Genomic DNA, 20,009 nt, shown 5'->3' on the forward strand with positions numbered 1-20,009 from the left:
ACCCCGGTCAGGCCGGGCCCGGGTCCCCGTCCTCCGTACGGTCGAACGCCGCCCAGCGCGACAGCGCGAACTTGCCGCCCTCCCGGCGGACCTCGGCCGCCCCGTGGCCCGGGAAGTGCGCCGGGAACACCAGGGCGCGGGTGTCGGCGGCCTCCTCCAGGATCCGCCGCCGGGAGCGGGTCGCCTGCGCCTGGTCCTCGCTCAGGCACGTGTCGCAGTCCGGCTCGGCTATCTGCAGCGGGCTGTGCACCAGGTCACCGATGAACAGGGCGCGGTCCGTGCCCGACTCCAGGCGTACGACGGCCGACCCCGGCGTGTGCCCGGGGGCGGCCTCCAGCGTCAGGCCCGCGTCGATGCGGTACGTGTCGCCCTCCCACAGCACCATCTGCCCTGCCCGCTGTACGGGGAGGACGCTGTCCTCGAACACCGTCTCGATGCCCTCGGCCAGGCTCAGGTCCCCGAGGACGCCGCGCGGCGTGTGCGGCCCCGCCGGGTCCCAGTAGTCGAAGTCGGCCCTCGCGACGAGGTACGTCGCGTTCGGGAACGTCGGCACCCACGTGCCGTCCCGCAGGCGGGTGTTCCACCCGATGTGGTCCGCGTGCAGGTGGGTGTTGACGACGACGTCCACGTCCTCGGGGCGCACCCCGGCGGCGGCGAGCCGCTCCAGGTAGCCGGTCCTCAACTGCGACCAGTCCGGCATGTGCGGGCGGTCCTTGTCGTCGCCCAGCCCCGTGTCGATGACGACGGTACGGCCCTCGCTGCGCAGCACCCACGTCTGCACGTTGCACACCAGCTGGTCGGTGGCCGGCCGCCAGAAGTCCGGCGCCAGCCACGACTCGTTCTCCTTCCACATCCGCGGGGTGCTGGAGGGAAAGATCGCGGGGGTGGGGGCGACCGGCGCGTGCCATTCCACGACGCGGGTGATGCCCACTCCGCCTAAGGTGATCGTCTGCATGCCAATGACGCTATGCACCGGAGGCGGAACCGCCAAGAGGCAGATAACTGCATTGTGTTGACACGCCTCGGTGCCTCGGGGCCCTGCACCTCCGTGTTCCTCCGCCGCGGGCGAGGTGTCCGGCGGTGCCGTTCCGGCGTGCGGTGGGTTCGGCACCGCCGAGGAGGTCGTGGTCGGCTGAGCGCCGTGGCGGCGGCTCCAAGGATGCGGGCATCCTTGACCTGGGCCTGCGGGCCCGTGATTCGGCTGCGGCCGGCACGATCCTCCGGCCGCGGCCGGAACGTCCCCGACCCGGCCGCCGGTTCAAGGGTGCGCGCCCCCTTGAATCCGCCGCGGCGGCGCTCAGCCGACCACGACCTTCCCGGCGGTGCCGAACCGCCCCGTACGTCAGTGTTCCCGCCGCACCGCGAGGAGCGCCGCGTCGTCCGAGAGCTCGCCGCCCGCGTAAGCGAGGAGGTCGGCGACGATGCCGTCCAGGAGGGTCGCCGGGGACGCGTCCGGCATGGTGGCGAGGCGGTCCGCCAAAGGGTAGAAGCGGCCCGCCGCGTCCCGCGCCTCCGTCACCCCGTCGGTGTACAGCAGCAGGAGGTCGCCCCGCTCGAAGGCAAAGGGCCGCCCCCGGTACGTGCCGCCGGCCAGGCCGAGGAGCGCCAGCGGCGGCTGCGGGTCGTGGGTGGGCACCTCGTCCACCTCCATTCCGCCCGCCCGCCCCGGCCGGCACCGCAGGGGCGGCAGGTGCCCGCAGTTCACGAGCTCGGCCTTGCCCGGCCCGGCCACCTCCACCAGCGCCGCGGTCACGAACTCCTCGCCCGGCCGCCGCCGCCCCATCGCCGCGTCGAGCCGCCCCGCGACCACCGCCAGCGACGGCTCGACCTGCGCGGCCTCCCGGAACGTGCCCAGCACGGCCGCCGCCGTGTCGATCGCGGCGAGCCCCTTGCCCCGCACGTCGCCCATGAGCAGCCGCACCCCGAAGGGCGTGACCAGCGCCTCGTACAGATCGCCGCCGACCCGCGCCTCGGCCGCCGCCGCCAGGTACCGCACGGCGACCCGCAGCCCGCCCAGCCGTTCGGGCGGCGGCCGCAGCAGCGTGTGCTGCGCGGCCTCCGCCACGGACCGCGACGCCAGGAGCTCCCGCTCGCGCGTGGCGACGAGCACCACGTTCGCCGTGCTGACGCACGTGATCGCGAGCACGGTGAACGCCGACGTCAGGTGGACGAGCATCGGGACCTCGTCGTCGGCGAGGGCCAGCGGAGCGACGAGGGCCAGCGCGACCAGGCCGACGAGCAGCGGGACGCGCGGCCGCCGCGTGCCGATGCTGGCGAGCACGGGCGCGGTGGCCAGGACGGGGGACACCGTCCACTCCGGGCTCTCCGCCAGGTCCATCGCGACGGCCGCGGTCAGCAGGACGTACGCCGCCACGACGAGGAGCCGCGCGCGGTGCGGCAGGCGCGGCGCCTGGGGCTGACCGTCCGGGCCGGTGACGTGCGTCATGATTGATGTCCACCATCAGCCACACCCGGCCCGCCCGCAACCCGTCAGCGCCTCCCGGCCGTACCCGTACCCGTACCCGCACCCGTGTCCGCGCCGGACCCCGTACTCGCCCCGCTCCCCGGCACGAAGTGCCAGTACGTCTCCGCCCGCGGCTGCCAGCGCCGCGCCAGCGGATCGCGCACCCTGCGCCGGCACCACCCCCACGGGGTGACGACCAGGTAGTACACCGCCGTCAGCAGGAACGTCCGCACGGCGTCACACCTCCTTCCCCGGCAGTCAGTCCATCGGGATCCCGGCACGCCAGTCCCGCTCCTCATGCCACGGCGGCTGCCCCTGCTTGCGCAGCAGGAAGCCGCCCAGCGCCAGCAGATCGATGTTGGTCCGCATGAAGCAGGCGTACGCCTCCCGCGGCGTGTTCACGATCGGCTCGCCGCGGACGTTGAACGACGTGTTCACCAGCACCGGGCACCCGGTGCGCTCCTTGAACGCGAGCAGCAGCCGCCGCAGCCGCGGATGCCGCCCGTCCACGGTCTGCACCCGCGCCGAACCGTCGACGTGCGTCACCGCCGGGACCGTCGACCGGGGCACGTGCAGCAGGTCGAGCCCGCCCACCCCGCCGGGAACGTCCGCGGCCAGCCGCTGCGCCTCCGCGACCTTGCCCACGATCAGCATGTACGGGCTCTCCTGCCGCAGGTCGAACCAGTCCTTCGCGTCCTCGGCGAGCACCGCGGGCGCGAACGGCCGGAACGACTCGCGGAACTTCGTCCGCAGATTGAGCGCCGACTGCATGCCCGGATCCCGCGGGTCGGCGAGGATGGACCGCGACCCCAGCGCCCGCGGCCCGAACTCCATCCGCCCCTGGAACCAGCCCACGATCGCCCCGTCCGCCAGCGCGGCGGCCACCCGCCGCGCCACGCCCTCGAACCCCGGGCGCTCGTACGGGATGCCGTGCGCGTCCAGATACGCGCCGATCTCGTCGTCCGAGTACTCCGGCCCCAGCAGCGCGCCCGCCATCGCGTCGTGCCCGGCGGCCGCGTGCACCCGCGGCGCACCCCGCTCGCAGGCCTCGGCGAGCGCCGCCCCGAGCGCGCCCCCGGCGTCCCCGGCCGCGGGCTGCACCCACAGCTCCGTCAGCCCCGCGTCCTCCAGGAGCCGGCCGTTGGCGACGCAGTTGAGAGCGACGCCGCCGGCGAGGCACAGCCGCGGTTCCCCGGTCAGCCGCCGCGCGGTGCGCGCCAGCTTGACCATCACCTCCTCGGTCACCTGCTGCACGGACGCCGCGAGGTCGAACTCCCGCTCGGTCAGCGGGCCTTCCGGCTGCCGCCGCGGACCGCCGAAGAGCTGCTCGAAGGCGGCACCGGTCATCACCCGGCCCCGCAGGAACTCGAACCGGCGCAGGTCGAGCCGGAACGAGCCGTCCGGCTTGACGTCGATCAGCCGCTCCCTGATCAGCGGCGCGAAACGGGGCGTCCCGTACGGGGCGAGCCCCATCAGCTTGTACTCGCCCGAGTCGACCTTGAAGCCGCAGAAGTACGTGAACGCCGAGTACAGCAGCCCCAGCGAGTGCGGGAACCGCAGCTCGGCCAGGCACCGCAGCCGGGTCCCCGCGCCCTGCCACAGCGTGGTCGTCGCCCACTCGCCGACGCCGTCGACGCACAGCACGGCGGCCGCCGGATAGGGGCTCGCGAAGAACGCGGACGCGGCGTGGGACTCGTGGTGGCGCCGTGCCACGACCTCCGGCACCGCGGCCCGCCGCCCGGCGCCGGCCAGGTGCTCGCGCACGGCCCGCGTGGCGGACCGCTTCCAGCCGAGCCAGGCCGGCAGCCCGTCGAGGAAGGACGGCAGGCCGTGCGGCGCGGCCCCCGCGTACGTCGCGAGGACCCGCCGGAACTTCAGCGCCGGATCCTCGTAGTAGGCGACGGCGGACACGTCACCGAGCTCCGCGCCCGCCTGCTCGAGGCAGTAGCCGACCGCCCCGTGCGGGAACGACGGATCGTGCCGTCTGCGGCTGAACCGCTCCTCCTGGGCGGCCGCGACCGGAACGCCGCCGGCGACCAGCGCGGCCGCACTGTCGTGGTAGAAGGCCGACAAACCCAGAACCAGCTGCGTCACGCGGCGCCCCCGGATCAGAACATGGGATAGATGGACGCGTCGTCCGCCGGCTGCGGCTTCAGCGCCCGCTTGCGGCGCAGACGCAGGCGCAGCAGCCGCGCCAGGACTCTGCGGAGCAGTGCCATGCGAACCCTCCCCCCTCGCCTTAAGACGTGCCCAGGTGGCCGGCGAGGACCCGCGCGACCGCGTCGTATCCGGCGTCGACGCAGTGCACCCGGTCCACGAACAGCCAGTCTCCGGGCCCGGCCGCCGCACCGAGCTCCGCGTTCATGTCGATGAAGGGCACCTCCAGCGCCGCACAGCCCTCGCGCAGGGCGGCCGCGTAGGCCCGCCCGACGTCCATCGAGGCGATGTCGTTGTGCAGCCGGCGCCAGTTGGAGACGTCGTCCAGCTCGTCGAACAGCGCCTTCTCCTGGGGCGCCGGCTCCTCCCGCACCCAGGGCGCGAGCGGCTGGAGGACGAACGTCAGCCGCGCCCCGAACGCCCGGGCCAGCAGCCGCCACCCGCCCAGGTGCCGCACCGTCAGCGCCGTGGCGTGCGCGATGCGCTCGGCCGGGGCCGGCACCCCGGACGGGTCCGGCGCGGGCCCGCACTCGAAGAAGGCGCCGTGCCGGCCGTGCTGTGCCGCCGGCAGCCGGCTGAGCACGAGGTTGTTGACGCCGGAGAACACGACGATCTCCGCGACCTCGGGCAGCAGGTGCTGGAAGAGCGTCAGCAGCATCAGCTCCTGAGCCGAGTTCAGGCTCTGCCCCGCGAAGGTCAGCCACGGCGGCCCGGGCGCGTGCCGGCTGCCCAGGCGCGAGGCGATTGTGGCGTGGTCGCCGCTCGCCCCCACGCCGAACACGGAGGAGCTGCCGGCCAGCAGCCGGACGGGACCCGGCGGGCGGCCGTCGGCGACCGTCGCCGTGCCGTCCGTCGTGTGGGTGACCCGGAAACCGCACGAGTCGGTGGAGTACACCGGGGTCCGCTCGTTGCCGTACTGGAAGAAGCCGATGTACGGCTGGTCCTCCAGGACGAAGGTGTAGTGCTCCATGTGGGGGACGAGTTCGGCGCGCGGGGACTTCATGGGGCAGGGCTCTCCTCGGGTCTTCCGGGACGGCCTCGGATCTGTGCGGTACGGGCGCGTCAGTGGGCGGCGGGCGGCAGGTCGTAGAGCGCGCCGGGCCGGTCCTCGCGGATCAGGTCGGCGTTGACGGCCATGGCGGCGAGCCCGCCGCTGGCCGCGGCCATGGCCGCCTGCTGCATGTTCTTGCCCAGGTCACCGGCCACGTACAGACGGGGGAGCGAGGTCCGGCCGCGCTCGTCCGTCTGGACTTCCGTGAGGTCGGCCGCCCGGAGCCAGGGCCGCAGCGGCTCCACGCGCGGCTCGGTGTCCATGTGCAGGAAGAGGGCCGCGAACGTGAGGACGCTGCCGTCCGTCAGGTCGACGGCGACCCCGTCGGGGTGCGCGGCCACCCCGGCGATCTTGTCGGGCACGACCTTCACCCCGGAGGCGGCCAGGAACCCCTGTTCCTCCTCGGGCAGCTCCCGCCGGTCCGACAGATAGGTCAGCGAGGACGTCCACGCGGTCAGCGTCGCGGCGAGGCACTCGCCGGGCACCGCGCCGCCGTACACGCCGAAGTCCCCCTCCCGCACCTCGTACGCGTGGCAGTACGGGCACTCGAACACGCCCTTGCCCCACAGCGCGGCGAGCCCGGGCACGTCGGGCACCTTCGAGCGCACGCCCGCCGCGTAGATCACCGTGCGGCTCCTGAACGCCCCCGACTGCTTGGCCACGGTCACCAGACGGTCGCCCTCGGGGGCCACGGAGATCACCTCGTCGTCCACGAACTCCACGCCGTAGCGGGAGATCTCGGCGCGGGCGCGGGCGCGGAAGTCCGCGATGGTCACACCGTCGTTGGTGAGCATGTTGTGCATGACGCCCGCGGCCATGTTCCGGGCGTCGCCCGAGTCGACGAGCGCGACGCGCCGGCGCGAACGGCCCAGGTACAGCGCGGCGTTGAGGCCCGCCGGTCCGCCGCCGACGATCACGGTGTCATACAGTTCCGCGGTCATGCTCTCCTCTTTCGGTGTCGGTGTGCTGCCGCGGCACGCGGGCGGCCTCCGGCTGTTCGCCGGCGAGCGCGTCCTGGCGCAGCGGTGCGAGCAGGGCGACGGATCCCACGATCAGGACGGCCCCGGACGTGACGAAAACGGTGGTGACGGACGTGGTACGGGCGAGCAGCCCGCCGAGGGCCGCCCCGATCGGCATCGTTCCCCACGAGCACAGGCGTGACACGCTCATCACGCGGCCCTGGAGCTCCGGCGGGGCGAACCGCTGGCGCAGGGACAGCACCGGGATGTTCCAGCTCATCATGAAGACGCCGTTGCAGAAGATCGCGGCACCGGCGGCCACCACGTGCCCCGCCAGGCCCAGTGCCACGTAGGCCGCGCCGGACAGGATCAGCGACCACAGCGCCTGGACGAGCGTGGGCAGCCGCCGCGCGAGCCGGGGCGCGAGCCACGTCCCGGCGATCGAGCCGACGGAGCCGGCGGTCAGCAGCAGGCCGTAGCCGGTGGCGTGCAGGTGCAGGGTGCGGTAGGCCAGCAGCACGAGCATCGAGAACGTCGCCGAGTACACCAGGCCGTAGAGCGCACTGGCGGCCAGCGTGCGGGTCAGGGCCGCCCGGGTGAGCACGAAGGAGACCCCCGTGCGCAGGTCCTGCCACAGCGACCGGGCCGCGGACGTCCCCGGCGGGGGCGCCGCGAGCGGGGCGGCCTTGACGCCGGCCAGCCCCAGCAGCAGCACCGCGGCGAGCCCGTACAGCGCGCCGCCCGTCGCCAGCGCCAGCGTCGCGCCGACGCCGACCAGGAGGCCGGCCAGCGGCGGGCCCGCCATCTCGTTGAGGATGACCTGCGGCGCGAAGAGCCGGCCGTTGGCGTGCTCCAGGTGCTCGGAGGCCACGATGTCGGGCAGCATCGCGGGCGCCGCGGTCTCCGCCAGCGTCTCGGCGATTCCGAGGACGAACGAGAGCACGAACAGCACGGCCAGCGACGTGCCCGCGGCGAACGCCCCGACGGCAGCCAGCAGCGCCGCCGCCCGCGTGACGTTGCTGAACAGCAGGATCCGCCGCCGGTCGTGACGGTCCGCCAGGACCCCGGCGGGCAGCGCGAACAGCAGCCACGGCAGCATGTTCACCGCCGTGAGCCCGGCCACCACCATCGGCTGCGGGTGGCTCGCGACCACCAGCAGCGGCAGCAGGGTGCGGGTGACGCCGTCGCCGGCGTTGGACGCCACGGACGACGACCACAGCCAGCGGAAACGGCGGCCCAGCACGGGTGTTCGGGCGGGTGCCCCGGTCTCGGTCAAGGGACTTCACTCCGCGTCCGGCCGCCGCGCACCGCCGCCCCGCCGCCCGGCACGGTCACGACCAACTCGTGAGCCCCAGGAGCCGCTCGCCCAGCGGGGTGAGCTCGGCGCGCCCGTACAGCTCGCGCTCCTTCTTGCGGGGGCTTCCGTGGTGCTCGTGCTCGTGCGGCGGGATGCGGTCCCGCCAGAACCGTACGCGGCTGTCCCGGAGCGCGGCGTCGTCCTCCAGGGCGGGCGCCATGGAGATGTACTGTGCCATACGCACCCGGTCCGCGGAGCGGTTCGGGCGCACCCCGTGCGGCAGCAGGCTGTTGAAGATGATCAGATCGCCGGGGTCGACGCGCAGCGTCTCCACCGCGTAGCCCGTGATGTCGGGCGTCATCGGGTCGCGGCCGGGGGGCTGTTCCTCCAGCCACGCGTCCAGTTTCTCGAAGATGCCCGGCACGCACTGGAAGCCGCCGATCTCCTCGTTGCCCTCGCTGAGCGAGAGCACCCCCTGGCAGCTGATGGGCAGCGGCCGCCGGGAGGTGTCGACGTCCCAGTGGACGAATCCCTCGAACGCACGGCTGCCGCGGTTCGGCGGGTTGACGTTGGCGAAGTCGATCACGACCCACAGGCCGGTGGTGTCCCAGATGTCGACGAACGCGTCGTACACCCGCTGCGTCTGCCGGTTGTCCCACATGGCCTGGTGGTTGTAGATCTCCACCAGCCCGCTGTGGCCCGGCAGCCGCTGGTTGTCCGTGCGGTCCGCGTACCACGTGGCGGGGTCGCCGGGCGCCATGTCCTCGAACTCCCACAGTGCCCGCGTCAGCCGCTCGACGTTGTCCGCGGGGACGGCCTGCCGGACGACCACGTACCCGCGGGTGGTCCAGTGCTCCCAGTCCTCGGGGGACAGCACGCGCAGCGGCAGCTTCTTGCGGATGTCCCTGAGCTGGGTCCTCGCCATGGTCGGTGCTCCTTGCTCCTGGTCAGGTTCACGTTCGGGTCTCAGGGGTGCCGGTGTGCTCCCGGTCAGGTGATGACGGTCCGCTCGTCCGCCAGGACGACCGCGTCCAGGGCCGTCGCGTCCAGCAGCTCCAGGGCCTCCCCGAGGTCGTTGAGGATGGGCCGGCCGCCGCCGTTGGCGCTGGTGTTGATGAGGATCGGCAGCCCCGTCCGGCGGGCCAGCGCGTGGCACACGCGGTGCAGCAGCGGATGCCGGTCGGCGTGCAGGGTCTGCAACCGCGCCGTGCCGTCGATGTGCCGCACCTCGGCGAGCCGCTCCGCGTGCTCCTCGCGGACGCGCACCGCGAACAGCATGGTGTCGGTGTGGTCGAGCGGGCCGGCGAAGTACGTGCCGGCCAGTTCCGCCGGGCACAGCGGCGCCACCGGCCGGAACCACTCGCGCCGTTTGATGGTCTGCGAGACGTGGCGCCGGGCGCCGGCCCAGTGCGGCGAGACGAGCAGCGACCGGTGCCCCAGGGCGCGCGGCCCGGTCTCCATCCGGCCGCCCAGCCAGGCCACGCACTTGCGCCCGGCGAGCATGCCGGCCACGTGCTCGGCCAGGGCGGCGTCGCTCGCGAGGGTCGTACGGGTGTGCCCGGTGCCGACCGGGCCGCGCGCGGTCAGCGGCGGACCGCCGTAGGCCAGCTCCGCTCCCGGGTGCTCACCTGCCGCGGGCCGGTCCTCCGGGGCGGCCACGGCCAGCGCCGCGCCCAGCGCGATCCCGGAGTCGTCGCAGCACGTGGGGATGTGCACCCGGGAGAACAGCCCGCTTTCCACGATCCGGGTGTTCGCCGTGATGTTCAGCGCGCAGCCCCCGGCGTAGCAGAGCACGGGGTGACCGGGCCAGCGGGCGTGCAGTCCGGCGACGAGATGGGTGAGGTCCTCCTCCACGGCCGCCTGGAGCGTAGCGGCCAGGTTCCGGCAGACCGGGTCGCCGGGGCTGTGCCCGACGAGGAACCGGTGCCCGCGCGGGGTGCGGATCTCGTCGGGGAACACCCCGCCGTAGGAGTGCACCACGTCGTCGTCGGTGGCGTCGCCCAGCAGGCCGTCCAGGTAGCCGCCCGCGTCCTCGTCGTACGGGTACCAGGTGTCCTCGTAGCGCAGGGCGCTGCCGGCGGGCGCCTCACCGCCGAGCGGGGGGAGCAGGTCGGGCGTGGTGCGCCGGGCGCGCTCCCCGGCGAGCATCGCGCGCAGCACGGGCAGGAGGTCGGCGTCGACGGTGCCGGTGGCGGCCAGGCCCAGCAGCTTGCCCGTGTCGAACTGCCCGCCGTGCACCCGGCGGGCCAGCGCCTCGTAGACCAGTCCGAAGCGCGGCCCCGTGCGGTTGCTGAACGACAGGACGGGCGTCAGCGACGTGCCGTCGCCCAGGCACACCATGCCGCACTCGGCGTAGTTGCCCGTCCCGTCCAGGGCGAGGACGAGCGCCTTGTCCGCCCCGGAGGTGTAGTAGGCCAGGGCGGCGTGCGCGTAGTGGTGGCGCACGGCGATCACCGGCAGGGGGCCGGCCGGGCCGTCGGCGAGCGGCCAGTCCACGGACTTGACCGGGCGCAGGACGGACGTGGCCAGCGCGTCGCCCGGCCGGCTCCACGTGATGTCCTCGGAGACGAGCTCCACGAGCCCGCCGGGCAGGGTCCGGCACGCCGGTGTGTACCAGTCGGCGACGGCGACCGCGGTGACCGGGCCGCGCGCCAGCGCGTGCAGCCGGTTCACCCAGTCGCCGACCGACGCCGCGAACCCGGCGTTGCCGCCGCACACGTGGCGCAGCCCCACCTGGCGCTCGCCCTCGATGACGTGGATCCCCGGGGGCTGGGCCAGGGCCGCACCCCCGTCGTGCCCGAAGTTCAGACCGATCGTCGGCATCTGCCGGGCCCCTTCAGACGCCCGCGCAGACCTGGGCGTGGTGGCGTTCCAGCAGCCCTTGCACGACCTCGCGCATGTACGCGCAGTAGCCCGGCGACATCACCTGGATCGACCCGTTCTCCTCCTCCAGCGCGCCCGCGGACCCGCCCGAGCAGGTGCCTTGCAGCTCGCAGCCCTGGCAGCCGGGGCCGTTGGTGTAGGCGCGCATGCCGTAGTCGCGGTAGGCCGCCGAGTTGAACACGCCCCGCCAGTCGTCGATGGTGCCGAGCTTGCGGGCCGTCGCCTTGCAGGCGAACACGCTGCCGTTGGGCTCGATGGACAGCTGCCGGCCCACGGCCGGGCAGGTCTTGTAGTCCGCCTGGGCCGCCCACTTCGCCTCGTCGGCGATCATCTGGAACGTCTGGTACCAGTAGCCGCTGAGCTGCACGCCGCGCTCGCGCCCGTAGTCGACGGCGGACAGCAGCTTCTGCGCCACGTCGTGCGGGCTGTGCTGCTCGAAGAACTCGCGCGCCTGGAAGGAGACGATCACGTCCAGGGAGTCCAGGCCGGCCTCGGCCACGAAGTCGATCAGCGGGGTGCCCCACTTGTCCCAGGTGTACTGCGACAGGACGGTGGTGATGGCGACGGGCACGCCCGCGGCCTTCATGTCGAGGATGGCCTTGCGCACCACCGGCCACGGCGTGCGCTGCTGCTGCCCGCCGCGGAACTCCCCGGTCTCGGGGACGAGGTAGTCGATCGAGACGGTGGTGGAGACGCGGTACTCGGCGAGCGCCTTGAGCAGCTCGTCGTCGATGCGCGAGCCGTTGCTCGTCATGTCGTACGACAGCGTCACGCCGTCGTAGAAGTGCCCGAAGGTGCGCAGGATGTGCAGGATCGTGTTGCGTGCGAGCGTCGGCTCGCCGCCGAAGAACGACACCGTGAGCTCGCCGCCGCCGTTGGCCTTGCGCAGCGCCACCGCCTCCCGCAGCGTCTTCTCCGCGACCTGCGGGGACATGTGCATCGAGGGGTTGCGGGCGCCGTCGGTGCCCTCGTTCCAGTCGCCGCGGGCGAGCGTGGGCCCGCTGTCGCCGCGCGCCGTGCGCAGCTGGACGAGGACCGGACCGGGCTTGACGGACTCGCCCGAGGTGTTGCGCTCCTCGACGCCGCCGTCGAAGTTGTACGCGAAACAGCCCTGGCAGGAGAAATTGCAGGCGTTGGTCAGCACGAGCTGGATCGAGGAGTGGAAGACGCCGCTGCTGAGCGCCTCGCCGCGGGCGGCGAGGAGTTCGTCGATCTGCGCCGCCTCGTCGTGGCCGGCCTCCACCAGGTACTTCGCCTCGATGAGGCTGTCCACGGTCTCGCTGCCCGCGCGGGCGCGCAGCGCGTCCAGGGGGAGGCCGCCGGCGGCCTCGCGCAGCAGCTCGACCGTATCGCGGTCCACCAGGCGGGCGTTGCCGAAGAGGGAGTGGAAGGCCACCGTGCGCTCGGTGCCGTCGTAGGCGTCGAGCCGGCCGCCGAACCGCGCGAAGTCGCGGTCCCGGGCGGTGCGCATCGTACGGACGTAGCGGGAGGACTGGTAAACCGGAGCCGACATCGGTGGACTTCCTCCTGGAAGCGGTGCGGATCGAACGGGGCCGGGACGCCGGCCGGGGGCGCGCGCCCGTGGAACGGGCCCGCCGCGGGCGTGCGTCGCGGCGGGCCCGCCGGAACCGGTGCGCCGGGATGGTCAGGCAGGGGTGACCGGTTCCTTCGTCTCGGCGACGTCCGTGCGGACCGACTCCGCCTTCGGTACCGGCGTGATCGTCGGGGCGTTGCCCTTGTCGGGTGAGACGAACCCGCAAGGGCGCGACGACGCCGTGGGCGTCGGAGTGATCATTTTCTTGACTTCGGCCATCAGTCTCTCCTCGCCGTGGTCCGGCAGTATGCGTGCATACGCGGTCAGCGAATCATGGCCCGGCTGATTCGGGGGATATTCGTTCCGGCCACTTTTTTCGGAGCGTATTACTTGATCCGGTCCGCTGGTATTAGCGCATGAACGGTGTGGATTCCTGTTCGAGAGCGGAGTGGGGGGCCGTGCGGGGAGTGCGAATCTCCGGCGTCACCAGGGGATATGCGGAAAACGCCGCCGCCGGGGGCCTTTTCGCATACGCATGTGCATGGCATGGATCAATTGCCAGGGCCTTACCGCTCGTTACGAGGCGATCGATATGCCGACCCGGATCCTCACATGATCTGTGGCCCGCTTTTTTCCCGTGCCGCCCGGTGCTCTTCCCGGGCTGCGGCATTACGGCCGTGCGCGTGCGCGAGGGAGTGCGCCGGAGGGGGGCGAATGCGCCTTTGCCTGCCCCGCGCGCCGGGCGGGGCGCCGGCTCCGGGAATTCCCCGCAGGGGACCGGCCGGCGCGGCCCACCCGAGAATCTCCCACCGGGCGGGGTCACCGGCAAGGGTCGCGGCACACCTTCCTGAGTTGCCGCATTTACGGCGATATGTAGCATTTTCAGGGAGGTGCGATGGATGCAGATCTCCGCAGGCCCGCTGGACTGGTCCCTGGTGAGCGGATGGATTCCGGTCGCCCTCCTGGCCGTGGGACTGTGCGCCCTCGCGGCGCTCCTCTTCTCCCGCCGCCGCACCTGGTGGACCCGCCTCGCCCCGGCGGCCGTCCTGCTCGCCGCCGCCGCGACCTGGCTCCTGCGCACCGCCGTCGACGACTGGTGGCAGCCCTTCCCCGACCCCCTGCCCGCCGGCGTGGTGATCTGGGCCGGGATCGCCGTCCTCGGCGTGTGCCTCGCCGCCTTCCGCATCCCGCTGCTCCGCCCGCGGCACTGGGCCGCCGCCGTCCTCGCCGGCCTCCTCGTCGTCCTCCTCGGCGCCTCCGAGATCAACCGGCACTTCGACCAGTACCCCACCGCCCGCAGCGCCCTCAACTCCTGGCTCACCAAGACCACGAGCATCACCGAGGCCACCGGGCGCACCGAACCCGCCCTGCGCGTCCCCGCCGGCAAGACCATCGCCGACGTCTGGCGCCCGCCCGCCGGCATGGCCGCGCACGGCACGCTCTCCAAGTCGTCCGTCCCCGGCGTCAGATCCGGCTTCCACGCCCGCAGCGCCTACGTCTACCTGCCGCCCGCCTACCGCGCCACGCCGCGCCCCCTCCTGCCGGTCCTCGTCCTCATGGCCGGACAGCCGGGCTCGCCCGACGACTGGATCAACTCCGGGCGGCTCGTCGACATGATGAACACCTTCGCGGCCGGGCACCGCGGCCTCGCGCCCGTGGTCGTCGTCGTGGACCCGCTCGGCTCCCAGTTCGCCAACACCCTCTGCCTCGACTCCCGGCTCGGCAACGTCCAGACCTACCTCGCCACCGACGTCCCCGACTGGATCCGCTCCCACCTCCAGGTCGCCGGCGCCCGCACCTCCTGGGCCATCTCCGGCATCTCCTTCGGCGGCACCTGCTCCCTCCAGCTCGGCGTCAACGCCCCCGGGGTCTACGGCGTCGTCAACGACATCTCCGGCCAGGAGGCCCCCACCCTCGGCAGCCCGCAGAAGACCATCGACAAGGCCTTCGGCGGCGACACCGCCGCCTTCACCGCCGTCAACCCCCTCGACGTGATGGCACGGCAGCGCTTCCCGGACACCAAGGCCGCCTTCGTCGCCGGCAGCAGCGACAGCACCTACCGGCCCCAGCAGCGCAAGGTCTACGACGCGGCGGTCAGGGCCGGCATGCGGGCCGAGTGGGTCCTGCTCCCCGGCGGCCACAGCTGGCAGGTCTGGCGGCCCGGCCTGGAGCGCCAGTTGCCCTGGATCTCCCGTGAGACGGGGCTGACCCGATGAGCGAGACCACCGCCCCGCCGCCCGCGCCCACCCCCGGCGACAGCACCCACCCCTGGCGCGTCACCCTCGACCGGCTGCTCGCCCCCGTCCGCCACGCCCCCTTCACCCTCGGCTTCCTCGCGGTGCTGTGGATCGTCGGCGCCGTCACCGGCAGCCTCGGCAGCGGCCCGAGCCGGCACCGCATGGAGCACGTCGGCGCCGGCGTCCCCGCCCTCGCCGAAGGCCGCTGGTGGACCCCCGTCAGCTCCCTGCTGTGGTGCCCGGGACTCGGCGGCTACCTCGGCGCCACCGCCATCATCCTGCTGCTCGTCACCCCCTCCGAGCGCCGCCTGGGCGTCGCCCGCACCGCGGCCGTCCTCATCGGCGGCCAGATCCTCGGCACGCTCCTGGGCACCGGCATCGTCCAGCTCGGCAACATCGCGGGGGAGTGGTGGCTGGAGGAGCTCGCCGGCTACCTCGCCGTCTCCCCGACCGTCGGCGCCCTCGCCGTCGGCGGCGTCCTCAGCTACCGGCTCACCGCCCTGTGGCGGCGCCGCACCCGCCTCGGCATCGTCGCCTTCGCCCTCGTCATGGCCCTCTACGTCGGCCACCTCCAGGGCGTCCTGCGCTTCGGAGGCGCCGTCGTCGGCCTCCTCCTGGGCGCGCTCCTGTACCGCCGGGCCGGACCGCTGCGCCTGCGGCACTCCTCCCACACCGAAGCCCGCGTCCTCGTCGCCCTCGTCGTGGCCGCCGCCGCCATCGGCCCCATGGTCGCGATCCTCTACCGCGACGCCTACGGGCCCCTCAACTCCTTCCAGCTCTACGTCTCGGTCCAGCCCACCGGACAGGAGGTCGCGGACGCGTGCGCCGCCTCCGCCGGGGACTGCCACTTCGTGCACGCCCTGCGGAACTTCTACGACTCGCCCGCCGCCGTCATGGCCGTCCTCGTCCCCGCGCTGATGCTCGTCCTCGCGGAAGGCCTGCGCCGCGGGCTGCGGCTCGCCTGGAGCCTGGCGGTCCTGGTCCACCTCGCCTGGACCGCCCTGTTCTCGTGGTGGCTGCACGACTTCCTCAGCCACCCCGCCGGCTGGGCCGAGCCGGCCGACCGCTCGACGTACGCCCAGGCCTTCGCGGAACAGATGCTGCTGCCCGTCCTCATCGTGGCCCTCCTGATCGTCACCCGTGCCCGCTTCGGCCTGCGGCTGCCGCGCTCGGCGACGCGCGGCCTCGCGGCCGTCACCGGCGGCGCCCTCGTCCTGGCCTGCGCCGCGTACGTGGGCATCGGCTACGCCGTGCGCGACCAGTACGACCCCGCGGCGACGCCCTCGGTGCTCTTCTCGGGGCTCGCGTCGGAGTTCCTGCCGCCCACCCTGCTCGCCACCTTCACCGACTGGCCGGTCCCGGTCGGGGGCACGGCCCAGGCCCTCTTCCACTACTGCGGGCTCGTCTTCTGGCTCGTCACCCTGATCGCGCTGCTCGTCACCTTCCGCCGCCCGCGCCTGCACACCGACGCCGACGCCGCCGTCCGCGCCCGCGAACTCCTGGCCGCGCACGGCGGCTCCACGCTGTCGTTCCTCACGACCTGGGACGGCAACTACTACTGGTTCGACGCGGCCGGGCGCGCAGCCGTCGCCTACCGCGTGATCGCCACCGTGGCCCTGACCACCGGCGAGCCGTTCGGCGCGCCGGACGCGCGGGCGGCGGCCGTCGGCGGCTTCGCGCGCCACTGCGACGAGCGCGGCTGGACGCCGTGCTTCTACAGCGTGGGGGAGGAGACCCGTGCCGCGGCGGAGGCGCTCGGCTGGCGCTCGGTACAGGTCGCCGAGGACACCGTCGTCCCCCTGCCCGGCCTCGCCTTCACGGGAAAGAAGTGGCAGGACGTCCGGACCGCCCTCAACAAGGCCAAGAAGGAGGGCATCACCGCCGAGTGGTGGTCCTACCCCGAAGCTCCGGTCGCCCTCACCGACCAGATCCGGTCCATCTCCGAGGAGTGGGTCGCCGACAAGGGCCTGCCGGAGATGGGCTTCACCCTGGGCGGCCTGGAGGAGCTCGAAGACCCCGCCGTGCGCTGCCTCATCGCCGTGGACGGCGACCGCACCGTGCACGGCATCACCAGCTGGATGCCGGTGTACGAAGCGGGCCGGCCCGCCGGCTGGACGCTGGACTTCATGCGCCGCCGCGCCGCCGGGTTCCGCGGCTCGATGGAGTTCCTCATCGCCTCGGCCGCGCTCGGCTTCCAGGAGGAGGGCGCCCGCTTCCTCAGCCTCTCGGGCGCCCCGCTCGCCCGCAAGGCCACCGAGGAGCCCCCGGCGGCGCTCCAGCGGATCCTCGACTACGGGGGCAAGGTCCTCGAACCGGTCTACGGCTTCCGGTCGCTGCTGAACTTCAAAGCGAAGTTCCAGCCGCAGTACCACCCCATGTACATGGCCTACCCCGACCCCGCCGCCCTGCCCGCCATCACCCGCGCCATCGGCAAGGCGTACCTGCCGCACATGACGGCGGCCCAGGGCGTACGGCTGATGCGGCAGTTCTCGGCCTGAGCCGCGCCGCTAGGGCAGCGTCAGCACCCGCGGGCCGTCCTTCGTGATGGCGACCGTGTGCTCGATGTGCGCGGCGCGGCTGCCGTCGGCGGTGCGTATCGTCCAGCCGTCGGCGTCCGTGCGGTAGCCGTTGCTGCCACCCGCCATGAGCATCGGCTCCAGCGCGAGGACCAGACCGTGCCGCAGCGTCATGCCCCGGCGCGGCCGGCCCCGGTTGGGCACGTGCGGGTCCTCGTGCATCTGCCGGCCGATGCCGTGGCCGCCGAAGTCCGCGGGCATGCCGTAGCCCCCGGAGCGGGCGACGGTGCCGACGGCGTGGGAGATGTCCCCGATGCGGTTGCCGGGCACGGCCGCGGCGATGGCGGCGTCCAGCGCCCGCTGCGTGGCCTCGATCAGGGCCGTGTCCGCCGGGCGCGGCGTGCCGGCGATGAAACTGATGGCGGCGTCGCCCGTCCAGCCGTCGAGCTGCGCACCGCAGTCGATGCTGACCAGGTCGCCGTCGCGCAGCGCGCAGTCGTCCGGGATGCCGTGCACGACGACGTCGTTGACCGAGGAGCAGATCACCCCGGGGAAGGGCGTGGGGGCGAAGTCGGGCTTGTAGCCCAGGAAGGGGGAGGTCGCCCCGGCGTCCTTGATGACGGCGTGGGCCGCCTCGTCCAGCTCCCGCAGCGTCACGCCCGGCTTCGCCGCGTCGCGGACGGCGGCCAGCGCGTGGGCCACGACCCGGCCCGCCTCGCGCATGGCGTCCAGCTCGCCGTCGGTCTTGATCTCCACCATGGTCCCGGAACTCCCCTAAGCTCGGCGTCACCAATTCTTATACCGGTATTAGTATCACGGTCTAGAATCCGGGTCATGGTGAGGACCCCCTTGACCCCCTGGGAACGACGGCGCGGCGAGCGGCTCGGCGCCCTGCTCCGCGAGGCGCGCGGCGACCGCAGCATGGTGGAGATCGCCGCCGCCGCGGGCCTGTCCGTGGAGACGCTCCGCAAGATCGAAACCGGCCGTGCGCCCACCCCCGCCTTCTTCACGATCGCGGCGCTGGCCTCCGTGCTGGGTCTGTCGATGGAGGAGCTGGCGTCCGTCGCCGCGGCGGGCGCCGACACGGAGGAGCGTGCGGCGCTGACGGCGTAGAGGGCGGGGCCGCCCGCTCCGTGAGGCGTTGCGGGCGGCCGCCGGTCCGGGGCCGGCCCGGTATCAGGCCTGCGGTCAGTCCCACCAGTTGAACAGGACGTCCCCCAGACATGACGGCTTCCAGTAACGGATCTCCGTGAGCTCGGCCGACGACAGGTCCGAGACGTCGACCTCCTCCAAGGGGGTCATCAGCTCCTTGACCCCCATCACCCGCAGCCCCGCCGTCTCGAAGACCTGCGCCCACACCGGCGGGTCCGCGAACCCCGGCACCGGCTCGCCCTCGCGGACCGCGTCCGTCGTGAAGGCGACCACGGGCAGGTGGACGTGGCCCAGGGCGGTGAACACCCGGCCGTACCCGTCGCTGAGCGCCGCCCGGCGGAACGTCTGCACCTCGCCGGGCACCACTTCGCCGGCCCGCCCCCGGGCCTCCATGGCCGCGGTGAAACAGGCGGCCCGGAACAGCGCCGCCTCCGTCCGCGGCAGAGGGGCCTCGTGCGGCCCCCGGAATCCCGTAGCGCCCCGCGCCAGACGGATCAACGTGCCTTCCTTCCCGTGTGCCGGAGCCCGGTGGCCGTCAGAGGCGGACACGGAGCTCACTCACGCGCCCCGTCCCTCTCCCGCAGTCACGCCCGTGTCACCCGTGACGTCCTGCTCCTCCTTACCCAGCACAACGCGCGAACCGCCGCTTCGTACGCCTCTCCCGCAGTGCGTGCGGCGCGCCGCGCCACGGCACGCACCCCCCGGCGTGCGCGTGCCCGGTGCACCTCCCCGCCGGCCGTCCGCTCCTCGGCGACGCGCCGGAAAACCGTTCGCGTGCTCGCAAGGACCCCCACTAGCGTCACGCTGGTGACGACGACCAGCGGAGGAACGGACGGCGGGCGGAGCGGCCACGCCGGGAACTGGCGCGAGGACAACCGCGCGATGTGGGACGAGAGGGTGCCCCTCCACACGGGAAGCGCCTTCTACGACGTGGCGGGTTTCAAGGCTGGCCGCAACGACCTGCGCGGGTTCGAGGCGGACGAGGTCGGTGACGTCACCGGCAAGCGCCTGCTCCACTTGCAGTGCCACATCGGCACCGACACCCTGTCCTGGGCCCGCAAGGGCGCCGAGGTGACCGGGCTGGACTTCTCCGGCCCGGCGGTGGAGGCGGCGCGGGCGCTGGCGGCGGAGGCGGGCGAGGAGCGGGCCCGGTTCGTCGAGGCCGACGTGTACGACGCGCCGGCCGCGCTGCGGGGCGAGACCTTCGACATCGTCTACACCGGGTTCGGCGCCCTGTGCTGGCTGCCCGACCTGACGGAGTGGGCGCGCACGGCGGCGGAACTCGTGGCGCCGGGCGGCTTCTTGTACCTGGCGGAGTTCCACCCGGTGGCCATGTGCCTGGGCGGGGACGGCAGCGCCTTCGCCGAGGACTACTTCGCGCGGGGGCCGTTCACGTACGACGAGCCCGGCTCGTACGCCGACATGACCGCCCCGACGCGGCACAACCGCACGGTGGAGTGGCAGCATCCCCTGGGCGACGTGGTCAGCGCGGTGACCACGGCCGGCCTGCGGCTGGAGTTCCTGCACGAGCACGACTTCACGCTGTTCAAGTACCTCGACGACATGGACCGGGCGCGGGACACGAGCGGCAGCCGGGGCGGCGAGGGAACGGTCTACCGCCTCCCGGAGGGCCGCCCGCGCGTCCCGATGGTCTACTCGCTGCGGGCCTCCAAAGAGGCCTCCGCAGAGGCCTCCGCGCAGGAGGGCACCGGCGCACGCCGCTGAACGCGCGTGCACCGGTGCCCTCACCCCGCGTGCG

The 20,009-nt window shown here is 73.4% G+C and carries 17 protein-coding genes; 4 read left to right on the forward strand and 13 right to left on the reverse strand.

The window, feature by feature from the left end; all coding sequences use genetic code 11:
* Positions 1 to 7: 7 nt before the first annotated feature.
* From PS271_RS28430 to PS271_RS28480, 11 genes are all read right to left on the reverse strand, one after another.
* On the reverse strand, positions 8 to 955 hold the full coding sequence (locus PS271_RS28430; protein ID WP_398385824.1) for an MBL fold metallo-hydrolase: 948 nt from the start codon (positions 953 to 955) through the stop codon (positions 8 to 10).
* A 387-nt stretch (positions 956 to 1,342) separates the two neighbouring features.
* A complete protein-coding gene (locus tag PS271_RS28435) occupies positions 1,343 to 2,446 on the reverse strand; it encodes a PP2C family protein-serine/threonine phosphatase (protein WP_398385826.1) in 1,104 nt (367 codons plus the stop codon).
* Positions 2,447 to 2,490: 44 nt separating this feature from the next.
* Entirely contained in the window at positions 2,491 to 2,697 is a 207-nt protein-coding gene (locus PS271_RS28440; protein WP_398385828.1) for a hypothetical protein, read from the reverse strand.
* 25 nt (positions 2,698 to 2,722) lie between these two features.
* Entirely contained in the window at positions 2,723 to 4,558 is a 1,836-nt protein-coding gene (locus tag PS271_RS28445) for a carbamoyltransferase family protein (RefSeq protein ID WP_398385830.1), read from the reverse strand.
* A gap of 145 nt (positions 4,559 to 4,703) precedes the next feature.
* Entirely contained in the window at positions 4,704 to 5,624 is a 921-nt protein-coding gene (locus PS271_RS28450) for an SGNH/GDSL hydrolase family protein (RefSeq protein ID WP_398385832.1), read from the reverse strand.
* Positions 5,625 to 5,683: 59 nt separating this feature from the next.
* The gene (locus tag PS271_RS28455) at positions 5,684 to 6,613 is read right to left on the reverse strand and encodes an NAD(P)/FAD-dependent oxidoreductase (protein ID WP_398385833.1); all 930 of its coding nucleotides are present in this window, start codon (positions 6,611 to 6,613) and stop codon (positions 5,684 to 5,686) included.
* Positions 6,594 to 7,907, reverse strand: coding sequence for an MFS transporter (locus tag PS271_RS28460; RefSeq protein ID WP_398385835.1), 1,314 nt, complete (start codon positions 7,905 to 7,907; stop codon positions 6,594 to 6,596). The genes PS271_RS28455 and PS271_RS28460 overlap by 20 nt, the downstream gene beginning before the upstream one ends.
* A gap of 55 nt (positions 7,908 to 7,962) precedes the next feature.
* Complete coding sequence (locus PS271_RS28465) at positions 7,963 to 8,853, reverse strand: phytanoyl-CoA dioxygenase family protein (protein WP_398385837.1); 891 nt, start codon at positions 8,851 to 8,853, stop codon at positions 7,963 to 7,965.
* A gap of 65 nt (positions 8,854 to 8,918) precedes the next feature.
* Positions 8,919 to 10,751 (reverse strand): carbamoyltransferase C-terminal domain-containing protein, encoded by a 1,833-nt coding sequence (locus tag PS271_RS28470; RefSeq protein ID WP_398385839.1) that lies wholly within the window; start codon positions 10,749 to 10,751, stop codon positions 8,919 to 8,921.
* 13 nt (positions 10,752 to 10,764) lie between these two features.
* The gene (locus PS271_RS28475; RefSeq protein ID WP_398385841.1) at positions 10,765 to 12,324 is read right to left on the reverse strand and encodes a radical SAM protein; all 1,560 of its coding nucleotides are present in this window, start codon (positions 12,322 to 12,324) and stop codon (positions 10,765 to 10,767) included.
* 132 nt (positions 12,325 to 12,456) lie between these two features.
* Positions 12,457 to 12,624 (reverse strand): hypothetical protein, encoded by a 168-nt coding sequence (locus PS271_RS28480; protein WP_356286570.1) that lies wholly within the window; start codon positions 12,622 to 12,624, stop codon positions 12,457 to 12,459.
* A gap of 620 nt (positions 12,625 to 13,244) precedes the next feature.
* Here PS271_RS28480 and PS271_RS28485 point away from each other — a divergent pair.
* The gene (locus PS271_RS28485) at positions 13,245 to 14,561 is read left to right on the forward strand and encodes an alpha/beta hydrolase (RefSeq protein ID WP_398385842.1); all 1,317 of its coding nucleotides are present in this window, start codon (positions 13,245 to 13,247) and stop codon (positions 14,559 to 14,561) included.
* Positions 14,558 to 17,080 carry a bifunctional lysylphosphatidylglycerol flippase/synthetase MprF gene (locus tag PS271_RS28490; protein WP_398385843.1) on the forward strand — a complete coding sequence of 841 codons (2,523 nt, stop codon included), beginning with the start codon at positions 14,558 to 14,560 and terminating at the stop codon, positions 17,078 to 17,080. The genes PS271_RS28485 and PS271_RS28490 overlap by 4 nt, the downstream gene beginning before the upstream one ends.
* Before the next feature lie 9 nt (positions 17,081 to 17,089).
* Here the strand turns inward: PS271_RS28490 and map are convergent, their stop codons facing one another.
* Positions 17,090 to 17,857, reverse strand: coding sequence for a type I methionyl aminopeptidase (map, locus tag PS271_RS28495; RefSeq protein ID WP_398385845.1), 768 nt, complete (start codon positions 17,855 to 17,857; stop codon positions 17,090 to 17,092).
* Positions 17,858 to 17,932: 75 nt separating this feature from the next.
* Between map and PS271_RS28500 the strand changes: the two genes are divergently transcribed.
* Positions 17,933 to 18,211, forward strand: coding sequence for a helix-turn-helix domain-containing protein (locus PS271_RS28500; RefSeq protein ID WP_398385847.1), 279 nt, complete (start codon positions 17,933 to 17,935; stop codon positions 18,209 to 18,211).
* Between the two features lie 75 nt (positions 18,212 to 18,286).
* Here the strand turns inward: PS271_RS28500 and PS271_RS28505 are convergent, their stop codons facing one another.
* Positions 18,287 to 18,748 carry a hypothetical protein gene (locus tag PS271_RS28505; RefSeq protein WP_398385849.1) on the reverse strand — a complete coding sequence of 154 codons (462 nt, stop codon included), beginning with the start codon at positions 18,746 to 18,748 and terminating at the stop codon, positions 18,287 to 18,289.
* A gap of 384 nt (positions 18,749 to 19,132) precedes the next feature.
* Between PS271_RS28505 and PS271_RS28510 the strand changes: the two genes are divergently transcribed.
* Positions 19,133 to 19,975 carry a class I SAM-dependent methyltransferase gene (locus PS271_RS28510; protein WP_398387101.1) on the forward strand — a complete coding sequence of 281 codons (843 nt, stop codon included), beginning with the start codon at positions 19,133 to 19,135 and terminating at the stop codon, positions 19,973 to 19,975.
* The last annotated feature ends 34 nt before the right edge of the window (positions 19,976 to 20,009 follow it).

The organism is Streptomyces sp. SCA2-17 (genome assembly GCF_044336695.1).